The sequence below is a fragment of the Agrobacterium sp. LMR679 genome, from assembly GCF_027157905.1.
Classification (GTDB): domain Bacteria; phylum Pseudomonadota; class Alphaproteobacteria; order Rhizobiales; family Rhizobiaceae; genus Agrobacterium; species Agrobacterium leguminum.
The window spans coordinates 1,617,569-1,639,176 of record NZ_JAPVOJ010000002.1 but is presented as its reverse complement, the minus strand read 5'-3'; the positions used below and the strand labels follow the sequence as shown (position 1 = coordinate 1,639,176).

The window sequence follows — 21,608 nt, the reverse complement described above, 5'->3', positions numbered from 1 at the left end:
ATCCTGGCCGCGGCCATTCTGTTTTCGGCCCAGCCCTTCCTTCCCGTTCCGGCAGCGCACGCGGATACATCCCGCATCAAGGATATCGCATCGCTGCAGGCGGGGCGTGACAACCAGCTGATCGGTTACGGTCTCGTGGTCGGCCTGCAGGGCACGGGCGACAGCCTCCGCTCCTCGCCGTTTACCGAGCAATCCATGCGCGCGATGCTGCAAAATCTCGGCATCACCACGCAGGGCGGCCAGTCGAACGCCAAGAACATCGCCGCCGTGATGGTGACGACCAATCTGCCGCCCTTCGCCAGCCCCGGCAGCCGTGTCGACGTGACGGTCAGCTCGCTGGGCGACGCCTCGTCGCTGCGCGGCGGCACGCTCATCATGACCTCGCTTTCCGGCGCGGACGGCCAGATTTACGCGGTCGCCCAGGGCGCGTTGATCGTCAACGGCTTTTCGGCGCAGGGCGATGCCGCGACGCTGACGCAGGGCGTCACCACCTCCGCCCGCGTGCCTAACGGCGCGATCATCGAACGTGAATTGCCGTCCAAATTCAAGGATTCGGTCAATCTGGTCCTTCAGCTGCGCAATCCCGATTTTTCGACGGCGGTGCGCGTCGCCGATGTCGTCAACGCCTTTGCCCGCGCCCGTTATGGCGATCCCATCGCCGAACCGCGCGATTCGCAGGAAATCGCGGTGCAGAAGCCCCGTGTCGCGGATCTCACCCGGCTGATGGCGGAAATCGAAAACCTGACCGTGGAAACGGATACGCCGGCCAAGGTCGTCATCAACGAGCGCACCGGCACGATCGTCATCGGCGCGGATGTGCGCATTTCCCGCGTCGCCGTCAGCTACGGAACGCTGACCGTGCAGGTAACGGAAACGCCGCAGGTCATCCAGCCGGCGCCATTCTCGCGCGGCCAGACGGCCGTGCAGCCGCAGACGGATATCATGGCATTGCAGGAAGGCAGCAAGGTCGCCATCGTCGAAGGGCCTGACCTTCGCACGCTGGTTGCCGGTCTCAACAGCATCGGGCTCAAGGCGGACGGTATCATCGCCATTCTGCAAGGCATCAAATCCGCCGGCGCCCTTCAGGCGGAGCTTGTGCTGCAATGATGGAAACTCGGAAGAACAACGCTTTCCCGAATGGCCTTGTCCGCTTCGCCGCCGTCGCCTCGCTGCTTTTCCTGCTTCCCGCTGCTGGCGCCGAAAGCCAGCAGAATGTGGTTTCGGAACTCAGCACGCAGGATGAAATCCAGAAATTCTGCACCAACATCGCCGATGCGGCCCGCGACCAGCGCTATCTGCTGCAAAAGCAGGAGCTGGAAAAGCTGCAGTCCGACGTCAATGAACGCATTGCCGTGCTGGAAGACCGCAAGGCGGAATATGAGGACTGGCTGGCCCGCCGCGAACACTTCCTCAATCAGGCGAAAAGCAATCTCGTCGATATCTACAAGACGATGAAGGCCGATGCCGCCGCACCCCAACTCGAAAAGATGCATGTGGAAATAGCGGCCGCCATCATCATGCAGCTGCCGCCCCGCCAGTCGGGCCTCATCCTCAGCGAGATGGATGCGCAGAAAGCCGCTGTCGTCGCCGGCATCATGTCGCAGGCAACCGATAAAAACACTTCGAAGGATCCTTCATGAGCACGCGTCGTCTTCCGGCCCTCCTCCTGCCGCTCGCCTTGCTTGCCGGCTGCCAGAACAACCAGACCCTGAAGGAAATCGGCAACGCACCCGCGATGAGCCCGATCGGCAGCGGCCTGCAATTCAGCCAGACGCCGCAAATGGGCATGTATCCAAAGCAGCCGAAGCACATGGCCAGCGGCTATTCGCTGTGGAGCGACAGCCAGGGCGCCCTGTTCAAGGATTTGCGCGCGCTCAACATCGGCGACATCCTGACCGTCAACATCCAGATCAACGACAAGGCCGACTTCGACAACGAGACCGAGCGCAACCGCACCAATTCCAGTGGGCTGAACTGGAAGGCGAAAGCTCAGATTCTGGGATGGACGCCGGATGCGGATTCCAGCATCAATTACGGTTCCGACACCGATACCCAGGCAAAGGGCAAGACCAAGCGTTCTGAAAAACTGACGCTGCTGGTGGCCGCCGTGGTGACCGGCATTCTGGAAAACGGCAACCTCATCATCAGCGGTTCGCAGGAAGTGCGCGTGAACCACGAAATCCGCATCCTCAATGTCGGCGGTATCGTCAGGCCGCAGGATGTGGATGCACAGAACATGATCTCCTACGAGCGCATCGCCGAAGCGCGCATCTCCTATGGCGGTCGCGGACGTCTGACGGAAGTGCAGCAGCCCCCGGTCGGGCAACAGGTCGTCGACCTGTTCTCGCCGCTCTGACCTCGGCACACGGGAACGGGACTGACCCATGGAAAACGAACAGGCTGAGGGCAAGAAAAAATCCTCCCCTCTGGTCATGACCATCGCAGGCGTTGCGATCCTCACCCTGCTCGGCGCGGGCGGCGGCTGGCTGGTGGGCGGCATGATCGCGCCGAAGATCGCCGGCGCGGAGGCGCATGCCCCGGCCGCCGCTGGCGGACACGGTGAGAAAAAGGAAGAGGGCATCGAGAAAATCTCGGCCGAGGCGAACGGCATCGTCCAGCTCGATCCCATCACCACCAACCTCGCCTATCCCTCGACGAACTGGGTGCGGCTGGAAGTGGCGCTGATGTTCAAGGGGCCGGTCGAGGTGGGTCTGGCGGAAGATATTCACCAGGACATCATGGCCTATGTCCGCACCGTTTCCCTTCAGCAGCTGGAAGGGCCGCGCGGCTTTCAATATCTTAAGGATGACATTCAGGAACGAGTTGACCTGCGCTCTCAAGGGCGCGTATCCAAGGTCATGTTCCGGACCTTTGTCATCGAATGATTCGATTTCTTGTAACCATCGCCGTCCTCCTTGCCTTGCCGGGTCTTGCCAGTGCCCAGCAATTTCCGTCCGATCTGTTCAACACGCAGATAGACGGCTCCGTTGCGGCATGGATCATCCGCACCTTCGGCCTGCTGACGGTTCTCTCGGTCGCGCCGGGCATCCTGATCATGGTCACGAGCTTTCCGCGCTTCGTGATCGCCTTTTCGATCCTCAGATCCGGCATGGGACTGGCTTCGACACCGTCCAACATGATCCTGCTGTCGATGGCGATGTTCATGACCTTCTATGTCATGTCGCCCACCTTCGACAAAGCCTGGACCGACGGCGTGCAACCGCTTCTGCAGAACCAGATCAACGAACAGCAGGCCGTGCAGCGCATCGCGGAACCCTTCCGCACCTTCATGAACGCCAATACGCGTGACAAGGATCTGAAGCTTTTCGTCGACATCGCCCGCGAGCGCGGCCAGGAAGTGATGACCGACAATGTCGTCGATTACCGCGTGCTCGTTCCGGCCTTCATGCTCTCGGAAATCCGGCGCGGTTTCGAGATCGGTTTTCTCATCATCCTGCCGTTTCTGGTCATCGATCTGATCGTCGCCACCATCACCATGGCGATGGGCATGATGATGCTGCCGCCGACCTCGATTTCGCTGCCGTTCAAGATCCTGTTCTTCGTGCTGATCGACGGCTGGAACCTGCTGGTCGGCAGTCTCGTCAGATCGTTCAACTGACGGCCTCTGTGCCTGATTGACACCCGTTAACCCTGTTTTTTAACCCCGCGTGTCCAGCTACGCGGGTTTTGCGCGTTTTTACGCTTTGGTTACCAGTTTTTCTGGCGACTTGGTAACTATCTTTTTAAATAAAAAAATTACCATTTAACTAAATCAAAAAGTAACCATAAGTATTTTCCAATATTTCTTGGCCCTCAAATTAATAATTGGGCAATTTTTCGCTGCGAATTTCTTTCTACACGCAGCGGGTTTGGTTTCTGAAACTAAGCATTTCCGAACCGAGTGGCATGAAGCCGAAACGTTGCGACCGGTAATACCAAACCCGGTATGTCCCCACTCCAGTATCTCGTAAAAACAAGGGACACATTTATTATGGCAAGCATTCTCACCAACACCAACGCAATGGCCGCTCTCTCGACCCTGCGTTCCATCGCTTCCGACCTGTCGACCACGCAGGACCGCATTTCTTCCGGCCTGAAGGTTGGTTCGGCTTCGGACAACGCTGCTTACTGGTCGATCGCGACCACCATGCGTTCCGACAACAAGGCTCTCGGTGCAGTATCTGACGCACTGGGCATGGGCGCCGCCAAGGTTGACACCGCATCTGCCGGTATGGAAGCCGCTATCGATGTTGTCACCCAGATCAAGGCCAAGGTCGTTGCCGCAAAGGAAGAAGGCGTCGACAAGACCAAGATTCAGGAAGAAGTTACCCAGCTTCTCGATCAGCTGAAGTCGATCGGCACCGGCGCTTCGTTCAACGGTGAAAACTGGCTCGTTTCCACCGCCAACGCCACCAAGACGGTCGTATCCGGCTTCGTTCGTGACGACAACGGCAATGTCAGCGTCAAGACGACGGACTACGCGCTGGATGCCACGTCCATGCTCTACACCGAAGCGACGCCGGGCACGATCGATGCCAACTCCGGTATCCTGAACGCTACCGGTGCAACCACCACCGTCGGCGCCAAGACCTACACCCAGATTTCCGTTCTCGACCTCAACGTCGGCACCGATGACCTGGACAACGCTCTTTACTCCGTTGAAACGGCCCTGACGAAGATGACCAGCGCCGGCGCCAAGCTCGGTTCGCTGTCTGCACGCATCGACCTGCAGACCGACTTCGCCGACAAGCTGTCCGACTCCATCGAAAAGGGTGTTGGCCGCCTCGTCGACGCCGACATGAACGAAGAGTCCACCAAGCTGAAGGCTCTGCAGACGCAGCAGCAGCTGGCAATCCAGGCTCTGTCGATCGCCAACAGCGACTCGCAGAACATCCTGTCGCTCTTCCGCTAAGAGCTGAACTTCTCATAGCCCTTCGGGGCTGGGGGACCCATTTTCTTCCCACATGCATTCGGGGGCTGACCAAATGCATATCCGGGTAGAAGGCATAAAGGTTCGATAGGCTGAATCGAACCGCATGCACCAGACAGGCCGCATCCCGAATAAGGATGCGGCCTTATCTTTTTTTTAAATATTTCGGGATACGCGCGCGCGCGCGAGAGTTGTAGTTTTGAATTTTCATAATGTTGATTTTCTTTTCCCGCTTATCAATTCATTAACCAAACTGGCGTTACCTAAGCTCATCGAAACGGCGAGCTAACGTTAAAAATCAGCCAGTTAGCAGGCATGATGCTGTGCGCCGTTCCCGGTGAAACCGGAATGTCCCTTCTTTAATCAGCCATTCAAGGGGCACACTACTATGACGAGCATTATTACCAATGTCGCAGCAATGTCTGCACTCCAGACTCTGCGCACCATCGGCCAGAACATGGAATCCACCCAGGCACGCGTTTCCTCCGGCCTCCGCGTTGGCGAAGCTGCTGACAATGCTGCCTACTGGTCGATCGCAACCACCATGCGCTCCGACAACATGGCGCTTTCCTCGGTTTCCGACGCTCTCGGCCTCGGCGCCGCCAAGGTAGACACCGCTTCTGCCGGCATGGAATCGGCAATCGAAGTCGTTAAGGAAATCAAGGCAAAGCTGGTCACGGCAACTGAAGAAGGCGTCGACCGCACCAAGGTTCAGGAAGAAATCGATCAGCTGCAGAACCAGCTCGTATCGATCGCACAGGGCGCATCCTTCTACGGCGAAAACTGGCTCGTAGGACCTTCGACCCTCGGCGCAACAACGCCCGGCACGGACCCGGACAAGTCGGTCGTCGCTGGCTTCGTTCGCTCCACCGGCGGTGCCGTTAGCGTCACGACCACGAAATACGCCCTCGACAACACGGCGACCGGCAACGTTCTTTTCGGCTCCGTCGACGCTGCAGGCGTTCCCGACACCTCCGGCATCCTCGGCACGACCGGAACGTTCACGACCGTCGCCGCCCAGTCCGTCTTTACGCTGGACATCACCCAGTATGCAGCCGCAGACCGCGCCACCAACATGGCCGAAGCCCTGACGCTGGTTGAAAACTCCCTGAAGGCGATGACGAGCGCCGCAGCCAAGCTCGGCTCGCTCTCCATGCGCATCGGCCTGCAGGAAGACTTCGCTTCCAAGCTGTCCGACTCCGTCGAACAGGGCATCGGCCGCCTCGTGGACGCCGATATGAACGAAGAGTCCACCCGCCTCAAGGCCCTGCAGACCCAGCAGCAGCTCGGCGTTCAGGCTCTCTCGATCGCCAACAGCAACTCCGAAAGCATCCTGTCGCTCTTCCGTTAATCGAAGACCGAAAGCGAAAAAATCAACCGCGCCGAAAGGCGCGGTTTTTGTTTGTGCGTTTGACTGCAAAATTCATAAATTTCCTGATTAAGACTTCATTAACCAAATCACCGCTAAATCAAGCCATCGAAACGACTCGTTAACCAAGACGAAAAAGAGGTTAACAGGCATCACGCCGCGTTGTCGTTTCCGGCGATCCCGGAATGTCCCTTCCCATTTAGCCAGCTCAGAGGGGCAATTATGACAAGTATTCTGACAAACACCGCCGCCATGTCGGCGCTTCAGACACTGCGTGCAATCAGCGGCCAGCTCGAAGACACACAATCCAGAGTTTCTTCCGGGCTGCGCGTTAAAACGGCTTCCGACAACGCTGCTTACTGGTCGATCGCGACCACCATGCGTTCGGACAACATGGCCCTTTCCGCGGTTCAGGATGCACTGGGACTGGGTGCGGCGAAGATCGATGTCGCTTATTCCGCAATGGAAAGCGCCGTCGAAGTCGTGAAAGAAATCAAATCGAAAATCGTTGCGGCAACCGAAGAGGGTGTCGACAAGACGAAGATTCAGGAAGAAATCGACCAGCTGAAAAAGCAGCTGGAATCGATTGCGCAGGGCGCATCTTTCAGCGGCGAAAACTGGTTGCTGGGCACCGGCGACAAGACCGTGGTTTCCGGCTTCGTCCGTGACGGCAGCGGTTCGGTCAGCGTGACGAAAACCGATTATACCCTTGTCGACACGACGACCGCGACGGAAACAGCCAACGTGATTTTCGGCCTGACCGGCACACCCGCTACGGTCGATACGACGAAGGGCATCATCGGACAGGTCGGGACGGCCTCGGGCATTTCCGTATGGGACATCGATCTCAAGCTTTTCGATAGCGCAACGCCCCCGACCTACACGATCGGCAATCTTCTCACCGATGTCGAAACCGCGTTTCAGTCGCTCAGCAGCGCGTCTTCCGCCCTCGGCTCCATCAAGATGCGCATCGGCCTGCAGGAAGATTTCATCTCCAAGCTCACCGACTCCATCGACAGCGGCATCGGCCGCCTGGTGGATGCGGACATGAACGAAGAATCAACACGCCTCAAGGCATTGCAGACACAGCAGCAGCTGGGCATCCAGTCGCTTTCCATCGCCAATACCAGCTCCGAAAATATCCTGTCGCTATTCCGTCAGTAAGCGGCGCCCGATGGCTACGGGCGGTTTCGTCCCGCTCTGGCAGCAACAGAATATTCGGATATGGAAACCGCGCTTCGCAAGGGGCGCGGTTTTCCATTTGCCCCAAACTGCGCGGCGCGCGCATGCATCAACCGCCGCAGGCGATCTGTTCAAAAACCACGTAAACATTTGAAATTTTAGAGAGAAATGGTGCTGCTAGAGAGATTTGAACTCTCGGCCTCTCCCTTACCAAGGGAGTGCTCTACCCCTGAGCTATAGCAGCATCCGGTGCCGAAGCGTTTGCTTCAGCATCAAGCGTGGCGGCCTATTGCCATAGGTTTTTGACGAGCGCAAGTCGCAAAACGATATTCTTCATCAAGCGGAGCAAAAAAGCGTGCCCCCTGTTGAAAAATACATTTTTCAGATATTGCTGAATCTATGAACGAACATCATGACAAACAGGCAAAGGCAGCGGTTTCCGCCGGCGCTTCCGCGGAAGCATCCGCCCCGGTGGCCGATGGCAAGCCGCAGGCGGGTCCCGGCGAAAAGGCGCGGCAGCGCGAGGCGGAGCGCAAGGCGCGGGCGGCCAAGAAGCTTCGTGAAAATCTTTTGAAGCGCAAACAGCAGGTGCGCGCGCGCCGTGCCGGCGAAGAGGACGAGACGATTGGCCTGCCTGCCGCAAAAACGGACGAATCATCCTCATAGAGAATTCACCAAGCATAAATTGAAACGCTGCGGAAATTCGTCTAAGGACGCGCCTTTCCGCAAGGCACGATAAAGAAAGGCGGGCACAGGCCCGTAGGGACGCATGGATCGCATCAGAATTACGGGTGGCAACAAGCTAAACGGCATCATTCCCATCTCCGGCGCCAAAAACGCCGCCTTGCCGCTGATGATCGCATCGCTTCTGACCAGCGACACGCTGACGCTCGAAAATGTGCCGCATCTGGCGGACGTGGAGCAGCTCATCCGCATTCTCGGCAATCACGGCGTCGATATTTCCGTCAACGGTCGCCGCGAAAGCCAGGGCGAGGCCTATTCCCGCACCGTGCACTTCACCTGCCGCACCATTGTCGATACCACCGCACCTTACGAGCTGGTCTCCAAGATGCGCGCGAGCTTCTGGGTCATCGGCCCGCTTCTGGCGCGCGAGGGCCGCGCCCGCGTTTCCCTGCCCGGCGGCTGCGCCATCGGCACGCGCCCGGTCGACCTGTTCATCGAGGGCCTTGAGGCGCTCGGCGCAACGATGGAGATCGACGGCGGCTACATCAACGCCACGGCACCCAAGGGCGGCCTGATCGGTGCGGTTTACACCTTCCCGAAAGTCTCCGTCGGCGCGACGCATGTGATGCTGATGGCCGCAAGCCTTGCCCGCGGCACTACCGTCATCCACAATGCCGCCCGCGAGCCGGAAGTGGTGGACCTGGCGCAATGCCTGATCGCCATGGGTGCGAAGATCGAAGGCGCCGGCACCTCCACCATCACCATCGAAGGCGTCACCTCGCTCTCTGGCGCGCGCCACCGCGTTCTGCCGGATCGTATCGAAACCGGCACCTATGCCATGGCAGTGGCAATGACCGGCGGTGACGTGGTGCTGGAAGGCACGCGCGCAGCGCTGCTCGACAACGCGCTCGACACGCTCAGGCTTGCAGGCGCCACGATCAGTGAGACGGAGACCGGCCTTCGCGTCGTGCGCAACGGCAACGGCATCCAGCCGGTCGATATCGTCACCGAGCCCTTCCCCGGCTTCCCCACCGACCTGCAGGCGCAGTTCATGGCGCTGATGACCCGTTCGCAGGGTGTTTCGCATATCACCGAAACCATCTTTGAAAACCGCTTCATGCATGTGCAGGAACTCGCCCGTCTCGGTGCGAAGATTTCGCTTTCGGGCCAGATGGCCCGCATCGAGGGCGTCTCCCGCCTGAAGGGCGCGCCTGTCATGGCGACTGACCTGCGCGCTTCCGTGTCGCTGGTCATTGCCGGCCTCGTGGCGGAAGGCGAGACCATTGTTTCGCGCGTCTACCACCTCGATCGCGGTTTCGAACGCCTCGAGGAAAAGCTCACCCGCTGCGGCGCACTGGTCGAACGCGTCAGCGATTGATCCTGTCTTCGCCGCTCATCCGTTTTCTACCCGTTGCAGAGTGGGCCCGGACTGCCTATTTCCAATGTAAGTCATGGAAATAGCGGTCCGCACCGCAGAAGAAGGAAGAAAAAGATGAGCGGCCTGAAATTGCTCGCGCTGGATACTGAAGATCTCTCCGTCATCTCGACGCATATGCAGGATAGTGTCTTCAAGCTGAAGGATGTTGCCTTCGAGCCGAAGCACGGCCAGTTCACGCTTTCCGCCAACCGTTTCGTCTGGGAAAGCACTGACAAAAAGAACCTGCCGCCGGAACGCTGCCGCAGCGTCGTTTTCCTGAAACGCGTCTCGGCCGTCCGCTCGCACGGCATCAACCGCGCCGACAGGGAACAGGTGCTGTCGCTTCTTGCCATCCGCTTCGTACAGAACGGCGAAGGACCTGATGGAGCCGTGGAATTGACGCTTTCGGGCGGCGGTGCCATTGCGCTCGATGTGGAATGCATCGAGGCGCAATTGACCGATGTGAGCGGCGCCTGGGAAACGGCTGCCAAACCGCATCATCCAGACAGCGAATAAGCACACCGCGCCATTGCAACGGTTGCCTTTCGTCACCGTTTCGATTTATGCCACATACCAGAGCCGCAATTTTTCTGCGGTAAGTTCGTGCACCTCGCGGGATCGCCCGCGGGGACAATGAAAGGGTAATGGCGTGGCAATCTGGCTGGAGCAGGCGTCGGCGGATTTCGAACGGAAATTCGCGGCCTTCCTGACAACCAAGAGAGAAGTTTCCGAAGACGTCAACGCAACCGTTCGCGACATCATCAACGATGTCCGACATCGCGGCGATGCGGCCCTTGCCCATTATTCCCAGAAATTCGACGGTATCGATTTCACCAAGGTCTCGATGCGTGTCACGGCGGACGAGATCGACGCGGCCTTTGCCGCCGTCGACAAGAGCGTCATCGAGGCACTTGAACTTGCTGCCCGGCGTATCGAAAAACACCATGCGCGGCAGATGCCGAAGGACGATATTTACGAGGACGATATCGGCGTGGGCCTCGGCTCGCGCTGGACCGCCATCGAGGCCGTTGGCCTTTATGTGCCCGGCGGCACGGCGAGCTATCCAAGCTCGGTGCTGATGAACGCCGTTCCTGCCAGGGTCGCCGGTGTGGAGCGCATCGTCATGGTCGTGCCGGCCAATGGCGGCGCGGTCAATCCGGCGGTGCTGGCTGCAGCGCGTATTGCGGGCGTCGAGGAGATCTATCGCATCGGCGGCGCACAGGCCGTCGCCGCACTTGCCTATGGCACGGAAACCATCGCGCCGGTCGCCAAGATCGTCGGTCCCGGCAATGCCTATGTGGCGGCCGCAAAGCGCCAGGTCTTCGGCATCGTCGGAATCGATATGATTGCCGGTCCCTCCGAAGTGCTGGTCATTGCCGACAGGGACAATGATCCGGATTGGCTTGCCGCCGATCTTCTGGCGCAGGCGGAGCATGATCGCGGTGCGCAATCCATCCTCATCACCGACAATGCCGAGCTCGGCAAGGCCGTTGAAGCCGCTGTCGAGCGGCAGTTGAAGCGCCTGTCACGCTCCGAGACGGCGGCGGCAAGCTGGGCCGATTTCGGCGCAGTCATTCTGGTCGAAAAGCTCACCGACGCCATTCCGCTCGCCAACCGTATCGCCGCCGAGCATCTGGAACTTGCCGTCGATGACCCGGATGCCCTGATGGCGCATATCCGCAATGCGGGCGCGATCTTCGTCGGACGCCATACGCCGGAGGTGATCGGCGACTATGTCGGCGGCTCCAACCACGTGCTTCCGACGGCGCGTTCTGCGCGCTTCTCCTCGGGCCTCTCGGTGCTGGATTTCGTCAAGCGCACCTCGATCCTGCGGCTTGGACCGGAGCAGTTGCGACAGCTTGCGCCCGCGGCCATCACCCTTGCCCGGTCCGAGGGGCTGGACGCGCATGCGCGTTCCGTCTCCATTCGCCTCAATCCGGAAAGTTAAGCGATGGCTTCAGGCGATTTCCGGCTTTGCGACGTGGTACTGGACGACAGCATCGGCCGGTCCACGCCCGATGTGGAGCATGAACGCGCCGTCGCCATTTTCGACCTCATCGAAGAAAACAGCTTCGAACCCTTTGGCCACGATGGCGGCCCCTATCGGCTGCATATATCGCTGGTCGATGCCAAGCTGGTTTTTTCAATCCGCACCGAAGACGAGAAGGATGTCGCGACCCATATTCTGTCGCTGACGCCGTTCCGCCGCATCATCAAGGATTATTTCCTGATCTGCGAAAGCTATTACGAGGCGATCCGCTCCTCTACGCCGAGCCAGATCGAGGCAATCGACATGGGCCGGCGCGGCATTCACAATGACGGCTCGCAGACGCTGATGGATAGGCTTTCCGGCAAGATAAAGGTGGATTTCGACACGGCGCGCCGTCTCTTCACCCTTGTCTGCGTGCTATATTGGCGGGGCTAGAGATGATCGATCCTGCCGCAGCGCCAAACGAGGGACGAGCGCCCAAATCGGTCCTCTTCATGTGCGGCATGAACTCCATCCGTTCCCCCATGGCGGAGGTCATCGCCAAACGGCTGGTGGCGCCCGGCATTTATATACAGTCCGCCGGCGTGCGGGCCGGCGAGCGCGATCCCTTCGTGGATGCGGTGCTGGAAGAACAGGGTTTTTCGCTCGGCAAGCACAAACCGCGCACTCTGGATGAGATCGAGGATGATTTTTTCGATCTGATCATTACATTGACGCCCGAAGCCCATCACGCCGCACTGGAACTGACGCGCTCGAATTCACTGGACGTGGTCTACTGGCCGACCATGGACCCAACGGTGATCACAGGCACGCGCGAGCAGATTCTCGACGCCTATCGCGAGGTGCGGGACCATCTGGCAAAGCTGATCTCGGAACGACTGCCGGGGCGGCAGCAGCCGGTGGCGGATACGCTTTCAAAAGACTGAAAACTGCCTCGGCCTGTTAAAATCAATCGCGATTTTCAAGCCGATGCTTTAGAGGTTCACAAATGTGCCGGGATTGTGTAGTTTCCGCGCAATTTTCCCGGACTCGATATGTCCGGCACTATCAACAGGAAGAAAACCCTTACATGACAAAAGAAGAAGTCCTTGAATTCCCGGGCATCGTAACCGAATTGCTGCCGAACGCAACATTCCGCGTGAAGCTTGAGAACGACCACGAAATCATCGCTCACACGGCGGGCCGCATGCGCAAGAACCGTATCCGCGTTCTGGCCGGCGACAAGGTGCTGGTCGAAATGACGCCTTACGACCTCACCAAGGGCCGCATCACCTATCGCTTCAAGTAATCCACCTTCCGCATCGGACGCCCGGGCAGCGCAATGACCAATTCAAAACAAAAGCTCGTTCTGGCATCCGGCTCGCCGCGGCGTCTGGAGCTGCTGCATCAGATCGGTATCGAACCGGCACGTCTGATGCCGATGGATATCGACGAGACGCCGGCCAAGCTCGAGCATCCACGCACGCTCTGCCGCCGTCTGTCACTGCAGAAGGCGGAAGCCGCGCAGGCGGCGCTGAAGAACGAACAGGCGTGGAAAGACGCCTATGTTCTGGGATCCGATACGGTGGTCGCCGTTGGTCGTCGCATCGTCGGCAAGGCCGAATATACGGAAGAGGCCTCGGCGGCGCTGCATCTTCTCTCGGGACGCAGCCATTGGGTCTATACCGGCATCTGCCTCGTGACCCCCGGCGGCAAGATCCGGCAGAAGGTGGCGGAGACCAAGGTGCGTTTCAAGCGCCTCTCCACGCGGGAGATCGAGGCTTACATCGCGTCGGGCCAGTGGCGCGGCAAGGCGGGAGCCTATGGCATTCAGGGCATTGCCGGCGCCTTCGTGCAGAAACTGACCGGCTCCTATACCAATGTCGTCGGCCTGCCGCTTTATGAAACCATGTCGCTTCTTTCCGGAGAAGGATTTGAGGTGACTTCGGGCTGGCTCGAAGGATAGGCCATGGCAAAGTCCCCCACCGAAGGCGCTGGAAACGTCACCCCGCTTCGCAAATCCCAGCCATGCCCGGAATGCGGGCGGCCATCGACGCGCGAAGACTACCCTTTCTGTTCGGATCGCTGCCGCTCGCTCGATCTCGCCCGCTGGCTGAACGGCTCCTACGCCATTCCGGTCGCGGACGATGAAAGCAGCGCCGGCGGACAGGACGGCGGCAAGAATAACGCCGAATGAGAACCTGCACTGCCGGAAACTTCGGCGGTGAATTGCATAAGATTTTCAGAGCAACCGCTCGCACCACATATTCACCGGGTTGCCGACAGCCCGAAAAACCATATCAGAACCGGCTGACGCCTTTTTCCGCCAGCCCCTTAAGGTCTTGCGATGGACGCAGGCTTGCAGAAGAGAGTGAGCCATGGCGCGCTGCTGTTTGCGGTGCTGGCCGTTTGCCTTGCCATAGGCGCAACCGTGCTGCTGGCCAATGACAAGAAGCACCTCAAAAGCCTGCTGGCCTATCTCAATCTGGCGCCCGCCATACAGTCCGCCACGCCACCGAAGATGAAGCCCGTCAAACGGCAGAAACTCGCCACCCCAAAAGTCTCTCTGCCGCCGCATCTGCTGAAGTTCGAGCAGGTGGGCGACAGAGCATCTTTCGCCCGCGATTTCGTTGTTTCCGGCAAGGAGCTTTGCGAGCGCTTTACCGCCGCGGGTTTCTCCAACCCGCGGGGCTGGCACGCGAGCCCGGTCAACATCCGCAGCTTCGAATGCATGGCCGATCTTGCGGCAGGAAACGCATCAGACCCGGCCGAGCGGGCATCGCTCTTTCTTGAAATCAGGGGGGAAGCCTCCGGAGAAATTCGCTCCATCAGGATGAAGGCGGTTGCGCCCAAGACGCCGGACGGGGCGGCCGTTCTGGCGAAGCTCGATGAAGCGCTCGCCATGATCATCGGACAGACACGCTGGGCCGATTTGGCGGATATGCTTGAGCCGGCACGCCGGATGCAGCCCTATCAGGCACAACATTTCGGTATTTCGGTTTCCATAAAACCGGAACCGACGGCGCCGCATCGCCTGAACGTGATTTTGCTCGCAAACGAACAATCGCCGGGGTTGAAGCTGACACGCAGCTTCTTTGACCGGGATCGCTGGCTTAGCCCAGCCGCTCCACCGGATCGGCCGGCGCTCTATGCGTCCGTCAAGAAAGACCGTGTCCGGTGAGGCGAAGGCCGCTCAGCCTATTGCAGCCAGCTTGCGCCGCACCGGCGGAATCCTGTCGCTTTGCTGGGCCTGACGTTTGGCCTCCCACTGAAGTGCTGTGCGAACAATTGTCGCCAGATCGTTGAAGCGGGGACGCCAGCCCAGTTCCGACTGGATACGCGACGAATCCGCCACCATGGTCGCAATATCGCCCGCCCGGCGCGGACAATGGATGATCGGGAAATCGCGTTCCGATTCCCGCTGCACGGCCTGCAGGACATCCAGAACCGAATAACCGACGCCATAACCGCAATTGAGTGTGCGGGTGCCGCCGCCGGCGCGCAGATGCGCCATGGCCAGCATATGGGCGTCGATCAGGTCGCTGACGTGAATATAGTCGCGGACACCGGTGCCATCGGCGGTCGGGTAATCCGTTCCGTAAACTTCCACCTGGTCGCGGCGACCGGTTGCGGCTTCGCAGGCCACTTTGATGAGGTTCGCAACGCCCGTGGGGGAAGGCCCGGCGCGGCCCTGCGGGTCGGCTCCGGCGACGTTGAAATAACGCAGCGCCACATAGTTGAAATCATGCGCCTGCACGACATCGCGCAGCATGATTTCAGAGGCGAGTTTCGACAGGCCGTAGGGGTTTTCCGGGCTGAGGATCGCGGTTTCAGGAACCGGGCCATCAAAGGGCTGGTTTCCATAGACGGCGGCTGTCGAGGAGAAGATGAAATTGCGGATGCCATGGGCGACCGCCGCAGCGACGAGGGCGCGGGTCGTGCCCGTATTGTTTTCGTAATATTCGAGCGGCTGGCTGATCGATTCAGGAACGCTGACAGAGCCCGCGAAGTGGAAAATGGTCTCGATCTGGTTTTCTTCGAAAATCTGGTCCAGCAGAGCGCGGTCCGCCGCATCGCCCAGATAAAAACGCGCCGCCGGCGCAACAGCCCAGCGCGACCCCGTCGAAAGCCGGTCGACAACAACGACCTCTTCCCCGGCATCGAGCAAAGCCCACACCATGTGGCTTCCTATATAACCGGCCCCACCCGTGACCAGAACAGCCATGACACTACTTCCCTGTTTGCTTTTCTTGAGCTCATCAAAGCCAATAATTCTTCATCATTGATTACTTGCACAGCGAATACGCGACCAATCCACCGCCCCATTTAAAAGGTGGCTTACGATTGGTTAGCGCAATGAAGTGCTTTTTATCGATTAGTGAAAATGTTCTCATAAATGGAACAAGGAGCGCATATCACAGAAAATCCCCCACGTCGATGGTTGCGCCGTGGGGTTGCAGTTTTAGGTCTTCGCTGTGATTTTGTTGTCGATTTCCCTACCGCAGCGCGATCCCGGTGCGGCAGGAGAAACCATTGCACGGAAAGCCGACGCTTACCTGCCGAGGATATAGGATGCCAGCCGGCCAGCCGCGTCTTCTATCTGCCTGGGGTTGCGCAGGAAGCAGGCCCGGAGAAACAGTTCCCCTCCCGGACCGAAGGCCGTGCCGGGCGCAAGACCAACCCCGGTCTTGTCGACGATATCGAGCGCCGTCGCCCGGCTGTCGGTTACGCCGTCAATCTTGAGAAAGGCGTAAAGGGCGCCGTCCGGCTTCAGGGTTTCCACACGGTTCGTCGCGATGAGCGCATCGCAGAGAATGTCGCGGGATGTCAAAGCGCGTTCGTAATTCTCACGGACGAAACCATCGCCGTGATCGAGGGCGGCGACCGCGCCGCGCTGCATGAATTGCGCCACGCCTGAGGTGGAATATTGAATGAGATTCTCGATCACCTGACCGATGGCCGGCGGGGCGACAAGCCAGCCGACGCGCCAGCCGGTCATGGACCAGTTCTTTGAGAAGGAATTGGCGAAGACGATCTTGTCGTCCGGCTCCATGACGTCGAGGAAGGACGGCGCACGGCTGCCGGAATAATGATAGAGCGCATAAATCTCGTCGGCGACGATCCACAGATCGTGTTTGCGGGCGAGCATCAGAACGTCGCGGAGATTGTCGAGCGTCGCCGTCCACCCGGTCGGGTTGGAGGGCGTGTTGATGAAAAGCGCCTTCGTCTTATCCGTGATCGCGCTTTCCAGCCTGTTGATATCGAGATCCCAGCGGCCATCGCGGAAATCGATACCGACCGGAACCGCCTTCGCACCCGCCACGCCGATGGCGGCGACGATATTCGGCCATGTCGGAGACAGATAGACCATTTCGTCGCCGGGCGAGGTCAGCGCCTGCACGGCAAGCACGATGGCCTGCATGCCGGAACCGGTCGCATAAAAATGTTCCGGCGGCAGCGACGCCGCGAAATGGCGCTCGTAATAACGGCTCAGCGCCTGCCGCAGTTCGGGAATGCCACGCTGCCAGGTATAGAAGGTTTCGCCATTATTCAGCCCGTCGATGGCGGCCTGATTGATGAAGTCTGGGCTCGGCAGATCGCCTTCGCCAACCCAGAGCGGCAGGAGATTGTCCCGCCCTCGGGCATAATTCACGACTTCAACAATGCCGCTCTCGGGAGCCGCCAGAGAGCGCGCACTCAGACTGTTCAAAATGGACATTAAAGACACTCCGTTTGGCGCCTTCTTATCGCATCGAACAAGCCATGTGCATGATATTCCGTGAGGCGATCATGGATTTTCTTTATGGGTCATCCCCGGCAGGAGATCGCCGGCCTCATGGGCCGGCACATCAGGCCGGGGACGATGGCGACAATCAACGTGTCTTCAGCAGATCGCGGATTTCGGTGAGGAGCTTGACGTCTTCCGGCGGCGGTGCTGCTTCCGGCTTTTCTTCGACCTTCTTGCGCTCAACGGAATCACGAAGCTTGTTGACGCCCTTGACCATCAGGAAAATGATCCAGGCCAGGATTAGGAAGTTGATGAGAACCGTCAGAAAGTTGCCGTAGGCGAAGACGGCGCCCTGATCGCGGGCGGCGGCAAGCGACGTGGCGTTGACGCTGGAGCTCAGCGGCAGGAAGTAGTTCGAAAAATCGAACCCGCCGAAGATCGCGCCGACAATCGGCATGATGAGATCGTTGACGACGGAGTCGACGATCTTGCTGAAAGCCGCACCGATAATAACACCCACGGCCAGATCCATGACATTGCCGCGGGCAATGAAGGTTTTAAATTCGTTAAGCATTCAGATTGTCCCTCTCTCCTGCTTCGCGAGCTGAAGCTATGTGACTGTCCCTACGGGTCGAACCATATAGGGTCCGGGCTTCATTTGGAATCCGCGGGATTGCATTTATTAGCTTTTTTGCACGCTCACCTTGAACTTTATGCTCAGACCGCGCTCATTCTCAACGGCGCGGAATTCGCCTATGCTTGATATCAGGGAATTCTTGCATGGGGAGGATGCGTGCTTCCTGGGTGGATCATATTCGGTTCGGCCTTCGCTTATGTCCTGCTGCTGTTTGCGGTTGCAAGCTATGGGGACAGGAAGAGCCGCAAAAGAAACGCTCCGAACAAGGGGCGTCCGTTCGTCTATGCGCTCAGCCTGGCGATCTATTGCACCTCCTGGACCTATTTCGGCGGCGTGGGGCTTGCGGCAGACAGGGGGCTGGAATTTCTCGGCATCTATACCGGTCCGATTCTTGCCTTCACCATCGGCATGCCGATCATTCGCCGCATCGTCGAACTGGCGAAAACGGAAAAGCTGACTTCCGTTGCGGATTTCATTGCCGCCCGTTACGGCAAGAACTCCACCGTGGCGATGATCGTCGCCATCATCGCGCTCGTCGGCGCCATTCCCTATATCGCTCTGCAGCTGAAAGCCGTTTCCAGCTCGGTGGCGACGATGGTCGATCCCGGCGATTACGGCATTGGCAGCGGCAATCTCTACTTCCTCGATCTGCCGCTGGTCGTCACCATCGTCATGGCGGGGTTTGCCGTCATGTTCGGCACCCGCCACACCGATGCCACCGAACATCAGGACGGGCTCATTCTGGCGATCTCGATGGAATCGCTGGTCAAGCTGGTCGCCATGTGCACCGTCGGCTTTTATGTGCTCTTCGTGCTCTTCGACGGTCCCGTGCACCTATGGCAGCTCGCCTCCGATAACGAACAGGCCATGCGGGCCATATCCTATCACACGCCCATCAGCCGCTGGATCGTGATGACGCTGCTTTCCGGCTTCGCCATCATCCTGCTGCCGCGCCAGTTCCACGTCACCGTGGTGGAAAACCGCACGCCGCAGGAGCTGCGCATGGCGGGGTTCCTGCTGCCGCTCTACCTTATCGCGATCAACATCTTCGTGCTGCCGATTGCGCTGGCCGGCATTCTGACGCTCGGCGCCAATGGCGATGCCGATCTCTATGTGCTGCAATTGCCGCTCAATCATCAGATGCCGGTCGTGTCGCTGATCACCTTCATCGGCGGATTTTCGGCGGCGACCGCGATGGTGATCGTCGCTTCGGTGGCGCTATCGATCATGATTTCCAACGATATCGTCATGCCGATCTTCCTGCGGCAGAAGCTGCTGAACCGTTCTCCGCACCGGGACGACTTCGCCAAGACGCTGCTCAACATCCGCAGAACGGCAATCTTTGCGGTGCTGCTTCTGGGTTATGGCTATTATCGCGCCGCCGACAGCGCCACGGGCCTTGCCTCCATCGGCCTTCTGGCATTCGCCGCCATCGCGCAGATGGCGCCGGCCTTGTTCGGCGGGCTGTTCTGGCGGCGCGCCAATGCGCGCGGCGCAATCGCCGGCTTAAGTTCCGGCTTTTTCGTCTGGGCCTATCTGCTGTTCCTGCCGAGCTTCGGTGGGCCGGATAATTCCGAGGTCGCGGCGAACATTCTCGGCTTCCTGTTCTCAGGCAGCACGGTGTTCAATGGGCCTGAAGCCGACCCGTTCGTGAATGCCGTCATTCTCAGCCTGCTCGTCAACAGCCTTGCCTTCGTGCTCGGCTCGCTTTCGCGCAATCCGAGGCCGGTGGAGCGCATCCAGTCCGGTATCTTCGTCAAGCGCCACTCGAAATCGCAATTCGCCACACGCGGCTGGAAAACCCGTGTCAGTGTCGGCGACCTCAAAAGCGCGGTCGCCCGCTATCTCGGCGAGGAGCGCATGCTGCGGTCACTCGCGACCTATGAAAAGACAGCGGGCAGGAAGCTCAACGACGACCAGCCGGCGGACATGGCGCTGATCCATTTCTCCGAACAGTTGCTGGGCAGCGCCATCGGCTCCTCCTCCGCCCGTCTGGTGCTTTCGATCATCCTTCAGAAGGCGGAAGACACCAGCGCGGACACGGCATGGCTGCTCGATCAGGCGAGCGAGGCCCTGCAATATAATCAGGACATGCTGCAGACCGCGCTCGCCCAGATGGACCAGGGCATTGCGGTTTTTGACAGTTCGCAGCAACTCACCATCTGGAACCGGCGCTTCCGCACGCTGCTGGATTTGCCCGAGCAATTCGGCCAGGTCGGCGTACCGCTCACGGATATCGTTTCGATGCTGCAGGAACGCGGCGACATGCCCGATGGCGACACGAATGAGCTGATTACCAGCTTCCTGACCATGGACCTGCCCTTCTCGCTGGTGCTGGCGGGCGGCGAGCGCATTATCGAAGTGCGCTCCAACACCATGCCGGACAAGGGCATCGTCGCCACCTTCACCGATATCACCCAGCGTGTGGCGAGCGATCAGGCGCTGAAACAGGCAAACGAGACGCTGGAGCAGCGCGTGGCGGAGCGAACGGTGGAGCTTACCCGCGTCAACCGGGAACTGGCGGAAGCGCGAGCATCCGCCGACGAGGCGAATATCGGCAAGACACGGTTTTTCGCCGCCGCCGGTCACGATATTCTCCAGCCGCTGAATGCCGCCCGCCTCTATTCTTCCTCGCTGGTCGAACGGCTTGGCGCATCGGGAGAAAGCGATCTCGTCCACAATATCGATTCGGCGCTGGAATCGGTCGAAACCATTCTCGGCGCGGTTCTCGATATTTCCCGTCTCGACACCGGCTCAATGAAGGCGCGCATGACATCCGTGCCGCTGAATGAGCTGCTGAAACGCATCGAAACCGATTTCGCGCCGATGGCGCAGGAGAAGAACCTCGACCTCGTGGTCATGCCGACCTCGCTCACGGTCCGCTCCGACCCCAATCTCCTGCGGCGTCTGATACAGAATCTCGTTTCCAACGCCATCAAATACACGCTGAAGGGCAAGGTGATCGTCGGTGCGCGCCGCCGGGGCGGCGAAGTGGTCATTCAGGTGACGGATTCCGGTATCGGCATTCCCTCATCCAAGTTTCGCACCGTCTTCAAGGAATTCGCCCGATTGGACGAGGGTGCAAGAACGGCATCCGGCCTCGGCCTCGGTCTTTCCATCGTCGACCGGCTGTCGCGCATGCTGCACCATCCGGTACAACTGATTTCCACCCCCGGAAAAGGCACGACCTTCCGCATCCACCTGCCGCGCGAGGCGGATCGCCTCGTACCGGCCAAAGCCGATGACGGGACAATCAGTCCGGCAGCCAGCGACCGCCTTCAGGGCGTCCGGGTGCTGTGCATCGACAACGAGCCGAAAATCCTCGAGGGCATGACGCTGCTCTTGACGGGATGGGGTTGTGAGGTTTTACCCGCAGGTTCCGTGGCGACGCTGGAGGAACCCTTCCTCACTTTGGCCGCAGCCCCCGACGTCATCGTCGCCGATTACCATCTGGACGATGGCGACGGCATCAGCGCCATCCGCCTCATCAGGACATTTTACGGAAAGACGATCCCAGCGCTGCTGGTGACGGCCGATCGCAGCCCGGAAGTGCGCAGCGACGCCGAAAAATACGGGATTTCGGTTCAGCACAAACCGGTCAAACCAGCAGCGCTGCGAGCCTATATCAACCAGATATCCAGCACGGTGCGGGCAGCGGCCGAATAAAAACTCCCGGACCTTGCGATTCGGGA

At 59.4% G+C, this 21,608-nt stretch carries 21 protein-coding genes, 1 tRNA gene and 1 pseudogene; 19 read left to right on the top strand and 4 right to left on the bottom strand.

Going from position 1 to position 21,608, the window contains the following annotated elements; translation table 11 throughout:
- Positions 1 to 51: 51 nt before the first annotated feature.
- The 8 genes and pseudogenes from O3W47_RS18615 to O3W47_RS18580 form a co-directional block, all read left to right on the top strand.
- Positions 52 to 1,107 (top strand): annotated as a pseudogene (locus tag O3W47_RS18615) (flagellar basal body P-ring protein FlgI); the annotation flags it as partial.
- The gene (locus tag O3W47_RS18610) at positions 1,104 to 1,640 is read left to right on the top strand and encodes a MotE family protein (RefSeq protein ID WP_004432496.1); all 537 of its coding nucleotides are present in this window, start codon (positions 1,104 to 1,106) and stop codon (positions 1,638 to 1,640) included. The pseudogene O3W47_RS18615 and the gene O3W47_RS18610, both read left to right, overlap by 4 nt.
- The gene (flgH, locus tag O3W47_RS18605; RefSeq protein ID WP_078051262.1) at positions 1,637 to 2,356 is read left to right on the top strand and encodes a flagellar basal body L-ring protein FlgH; all 720 of its coding nucleotides are present in this window, start codon (positions 1,637 to 1,639) and stop codon (positions 2,354 to 2,356) included. The genes O3W47_RS18610 and flgH overlap by 4 nt, the downstream gene beginning before the upstream one ends.
- Positions 2,357 to 2,384: 28 nt before the next feature.
- Complete coding sequence (locus O3W47_RS18600) at positions 2,385 to 2,885, top strand: flagellar basal body-associated FliL family protein (protein ID WP_035259607.1); 501 nt, start codon at positions 2,385 to 2,387, stop codon at positions 2,883 to 2,885.
- Entirely contained in the window at positions 2,882 to 3,619 is a 738-nt protein-coding gene (gene fliP, locus O3W47_RS18595) for a flagellar type III secretion system pore protein FliP (RefSeq protein WP_059760555.1), read from the top strand. The genes O3W47_RS18600 and fliP overlap by 4 nt, the downstream gene beginning before the upstream one ends.
- A gap of 372 nt (positions 3,620 to 3,991) precedes the next feature.
- Positions 3,992 to 4,912, top strand: coding sequence for a flagellin N-terminal helical domain-containing protein (locus O3W47_RS18590; RefSeq protein WP_127756372.1), 921 nt, complete (start codon positions 3,992 to 3,994; stop codon positions 4,910 to 4,912).
- Positions 4,913 to 5,318: 406 nt separating this feature from the next.
- Positions 5,319 to 6,281: a flagellin N-terminal helical domain-containing protein gene (locus tag O3W47_RS18585; RefSeq protein ID WP_080817867.1), complete on the top strand. Its 963-nt coding sequence runs from the start codon at positions 5,319 to 5,321 to the stop codon at positions 6,279 to 6,281.
- 240 nt (positions 6,282 to 6,521) lie between these two features.
- Positions 6,522 to 7,463, top strand: a complete 942-nt coding sequence (locus tag O3W47_RS18580; RefSeq protein ID WP_080817870.1) for a flagellin N-terminal helical domain-containing protein — start codon at positions 6,522 to 6,524, stop codon at positions 7,461 to 7,463.
- A gap of 187 nt (positions 7,464 to 7,650) precedes the next feature.
- Here the strand turns inward: O3W47_RS18580 and O3W47_RS18575 are convergent.
- Positions 7,651 to 7,725 (bottom strand) — tRNA-Thr (locus tag O3W47_RS18575).
- A gap of 155 nt (positions 7,726 to 7,880) precedes the next feature.
- Between O3W47_RS18575 and O3W47_RS18570 the strand changes: the two genes are divergently transcribed.
- The 10 genes from O3W47_RS18570 (at position 7,881) to O3W47_RS18525 (ending at position 14,732) form a co-directional block, all read left to right on the top strand.
- Entirely contained in the window at positions 7,881 to 8,147 is a 267-nt protein-coding gene (locus O3W47_RS18570) for a hypothetical protein (protein ID WP_004432485.1), read from the top strand.
- Positions 8,148 to 8,250: 103 nt separating this feature from the next.
- Positions 8,251 to 9,543: a UDP-N-acetylglucosamine 1-carboxyvinyltransferase gene (gene murA, locus O3W47_RS18565; protein WP_269314352.1), complete on the top strand. Its 1,293-nt coding sequence runs from the start codon at positions 8,251 to 8,253 to the stop codon at positions 9,541 to 9,543.
- Between the two features lie 114 nt (positions 9,544 to 9,657).
- Positions 9,658 to 10,098: a DUF2948 family protein gene (locus O3W47_RS18560; RefSeq protein ID WP_004432481.1), complete on the top strand. Its 441-nt coding sequence runs from the start codon at positions 9,658 to 9,660 to the stop codon at positions 10,096 to 10,098.
- A gap of 133 nt (positions 10,099 to 10,231) precedes the next feature.
- Positions 10,232 to 11,530, top strand: a complete 1,299-nt coding sequence (gene hisD / locus O3W47_RS18555; RefSeq protein ID WP_269314351.1) for a histidinol dehydrogenase — start codon at positions 10,232 to 10,234, stop codon at positions 11,528 to 11,530.
- A gap of 3 nt (positions 11,531 to 11,533) precedes the next feature.
- On the top strand, positions 11,534 to 12,007 hold the full coding sequence (locus O3W47_RS18550) for a UPF0262 family protein (protein WP_080817879.1): 474 nt from the start codon (positions 11,534 to 11,536) through the stop codon (positions 12,005 to 12,007).
- Between the two features lie 2 nt (positions 12,008 to 12,009).
- Entirely contained in the window at positions 12,010 to 12,498 is a 489-nt protein-coding gene (locus tag O3W47_RS18545) for an arsenate-mycothiol transferase ArsC (protein WP_003503450.1), read from the top strand.
- Positions 12,499 to 12,641: 143 nt separating this feature from the next.
- Positions 12,642 to 12,860 (top strand): translation initiation factor IF-1, encoded by a 219-nt coding sequence (gene infA / locus O3W47_RS18540; protein ID WP_003503453.1) that lies wholly within the window; start codon positions 12,642 to 12,644, stop codon positions 12,858 to 12,860.
- A gap of 33 nt (positions 12,861 to 12,893) precedes the next feature.
- Complete coding sequence (locus O3W47_RS18535) at positions 12,894 to 13,517, top strand: Maf-like protein (RefSeq protein WP_020010410.1); 624 nt, start codon at positions 12,894 to 12,896, stop codon at positions 13,515 to 13,517.
- Positions 13,518 to 13,520: 3 nt separating this feature from the next.
- The gene (gene yacG / locus O3W47_RS18530) at positions 13,521 to 13,748 is read left to right on the top strand and encodes a DNA gyrase inhibitor YacG (RefSeq protein ID WP_065654468.1); all 228 of its coding nucleotides are present in this window, start codon (positions 13,521 to 13,523) and stop codon (positions 13,746 to 13,748) included.
- A gap of 150 nt (positions 13,749 to 13,898) precedes the next feature.
- The gene (locus O3W47_RS18525) at positions 13,899 to 14,732 is read left to right on the top strand and encodes a DUF6030 family protein (protein WP_269314350.1); all 834 of its coding nucleotides are present in this window, start codon (positions 13,899 to 13,901) and stop codon (positions 14,730 to 14,732) included.
- A gap of 12 nt (positions 14,733 to 14,744) precedes the next feature.
- On the opposite strand, the gene galE is transcribed toward O3W47_RS18525, so the two are convergent.
- The 3 genes from galE to mscL all read right to left on the bottom strand — a co-directional run bounded on the left by galE (position 14,745) and on the right by mscL (position 17,853).
- On the bottom strand, positions 14,745 to 15,776 hold the full coding sequence (gene galE, locus O3W47_RS18520) for a UDP-glucose 4-epimerase GalE (RefSeq protein ID WP_269314349.1): 1,032 nt from the start codon (positions 15,774 to 15,776) through the stop codon (positions 14,745 to 14,747).
- Positions 15,777 to 16,103: 327 nt separating this feature from the next.
- Complete coding sequence (locus tag O3W47_RS18515; protein ID WP_269314348.1) at positions 16,104 to 17,270, bottom strand: pyridoxal phosphate-dependent aminotransferase; 1,167 nt, start codon at positions 17,268 to 17,270, stop codon at positions 16,104 to 16,106.
- 154 nt (positions 17,271 to 17,424) lie between these two features.
- On the bottom strand, positions 17,425 to 17,853 hold the full coding sequence (gene mscL, locus O3W47_RS18510; protein WP_003522754.1) for a large conductance mechanosensitive channel protein MscL: 429 nt from the start codon (positions 17,851 to 17,853) through the stop codon (positions 17,425 to 17,427).
- Between the two features lie 219 nt (positions 17,854 to 18,072).
- Here mscL and O3W47_RS18505 point away from each other — a divergent pair, with 219 nt between their 5' ends.
- On the top strand, positions 18,073 to 21,582 hold the full coding sequence (locus O3W47_RS18505) for a PAS domain-containing hybrid sensor histidine kinase/response regulator (protein WP_269314347.1): 3,510 nt from the start codon (positions 18,073 to 18,075) through the stop codon (positions 21,580 to 21,582).
- The last annotated feature ends 26 nt before the right edge of the window (positions 21,583 to 21,608 follow it).

Excerpts from the sequence above, each read along its gene's own strand:
- O3W47_RS18610 (WP_004432496.1), top strand. The coding sequence starts at position 1,104 with ATGATGGAAACTCGGAAGAACAACGCTTTCCCGAATGGCCTTGTCCGC.
- flgH (WP_078051262.1), top strand. The coding sequence starts at position 1,637 with ATGAGCACGCGTCGTCTTCCGGCCCTCCTCCTGCCGCTCGCCTTGCTT.
- O3W47_RS18600 (WP_035259607.1), top strand. The coding sequence starts at position 2,385 with ATGGAAAACGAACAGGCTGAGGGCAAGAAAAAATCCTCCCCTCTGGTC.
- fliP (WP_059760555.1), top strand. The coding sequence starts at position 2,882 with ATGATTCGATTTCTTGTAACCATCGCCGTCCTCCTTGCCTTGCCGGGT.
- O3W47_RS18590 (WP_127756372.1), top strand. The coding sequence starts at position 3,992 with ATGGCAAGCATTCTCACCAACACCAACGCAATGGCCGCTCTCTCGACC.
- O3W47_RS18585 (WP_080817867.1), top strand. The coding sequence starts at position 5,319 with ATGACGAGCATTATTACCAATGTCGCAGCAATGTCTGCACTCCAGACT.
- O3W47_RS18580 (WP_080817870.1), top strand. The coding sequence starts at position 6,522 with ATGACAAGTATTCTGACAAACACCGCCGCCATGTCGGCGCTTCAGACA.
- O3W47_RS18570 (WP_004432485.1), top strand. The coding sequence starts at position 7,881 with ATGAACGAACATCATGACAAACAGGCAAAGGCAGCGGTTTCCGCCGGC.
- murA (WP_269314352.1), top strand. The coding sequence starts at position 8,251 with ATGGATCGCATCAGAATTACGGGTGGCAACAAGCTAAACGGCATCATT.
- O3W47_RS18560 (WP_004432481.1), top strand. The coding sequence starts at position 9,658 with ATGAGCGGCCTGAAATTGCTCGCGCTGGATACTGAAGATCTCTCCGTC.
- O3W47_RS18550 (WP_080817879.1), top strand. The coding sequence starts at position 11,534 with ATGGCTTCAGGCGATTTCCGGCTTTGCGACGTGGTACTGGACGACAGC.
- O3W47_RS18545 (WP_003503450.1), top strand. The coding sequence starts at position 12,010 with ATGATCGATCCTGCCGCAGCGCCAAACGAGGGACGAGCGCCCAAATCG.
- infA (WP_003503453.1), top strand. The coding sequence starts at position 12,642 with ATGACAAAAGAAGAAGTCCTTGAATTCCCGGGCATCGTAACCGAATTG.
- O3W47_RS18535 (WP_020010410.1), top strand. The coding sequence starts at position 12,894 with ATGACCAATTCAAAACAAAAGCTCGTTCTGGCATCCGGCTCGCCGCGG.
- yacG (WP_065654468.1), top strand. The coding sequence starts at position 13,521 with ATGGCAAAGTCCCCCACCGAAGGCGCTGGAAACGTCACCCCGCTTCGC.
- O3W47_RS18525 (WP_269314350.1), top strand. The coding sequence starts at position 13,899 with ATGGACGCAGGCTTGCAGAAGAGAGTGAGCCATGGCGCGCTGCTGTTT.
- galE (WP_269314349.1), bottom strand. The coding sequence starts at position 15,776 with ATGGCTGTTCTGGTCACGGGTGGGGCCGGTTATATAGGAAGCCACATG.
- O3W47_RS18515 (WP_269314348.1), bottom strand. The coding sequence starts at position 17,270 with ATGTCCATTTTGAACAGTCTGAGTGCGCGCTCTCTGGCGGCTCCCGAG.
- mscL (WP_003522754.1), bottom strand. The coding sequence starts at position 17,853 with ATGCTTAACGAATTTAAAACCTTCATTGCCCGCGGCAATGTCATGGAT.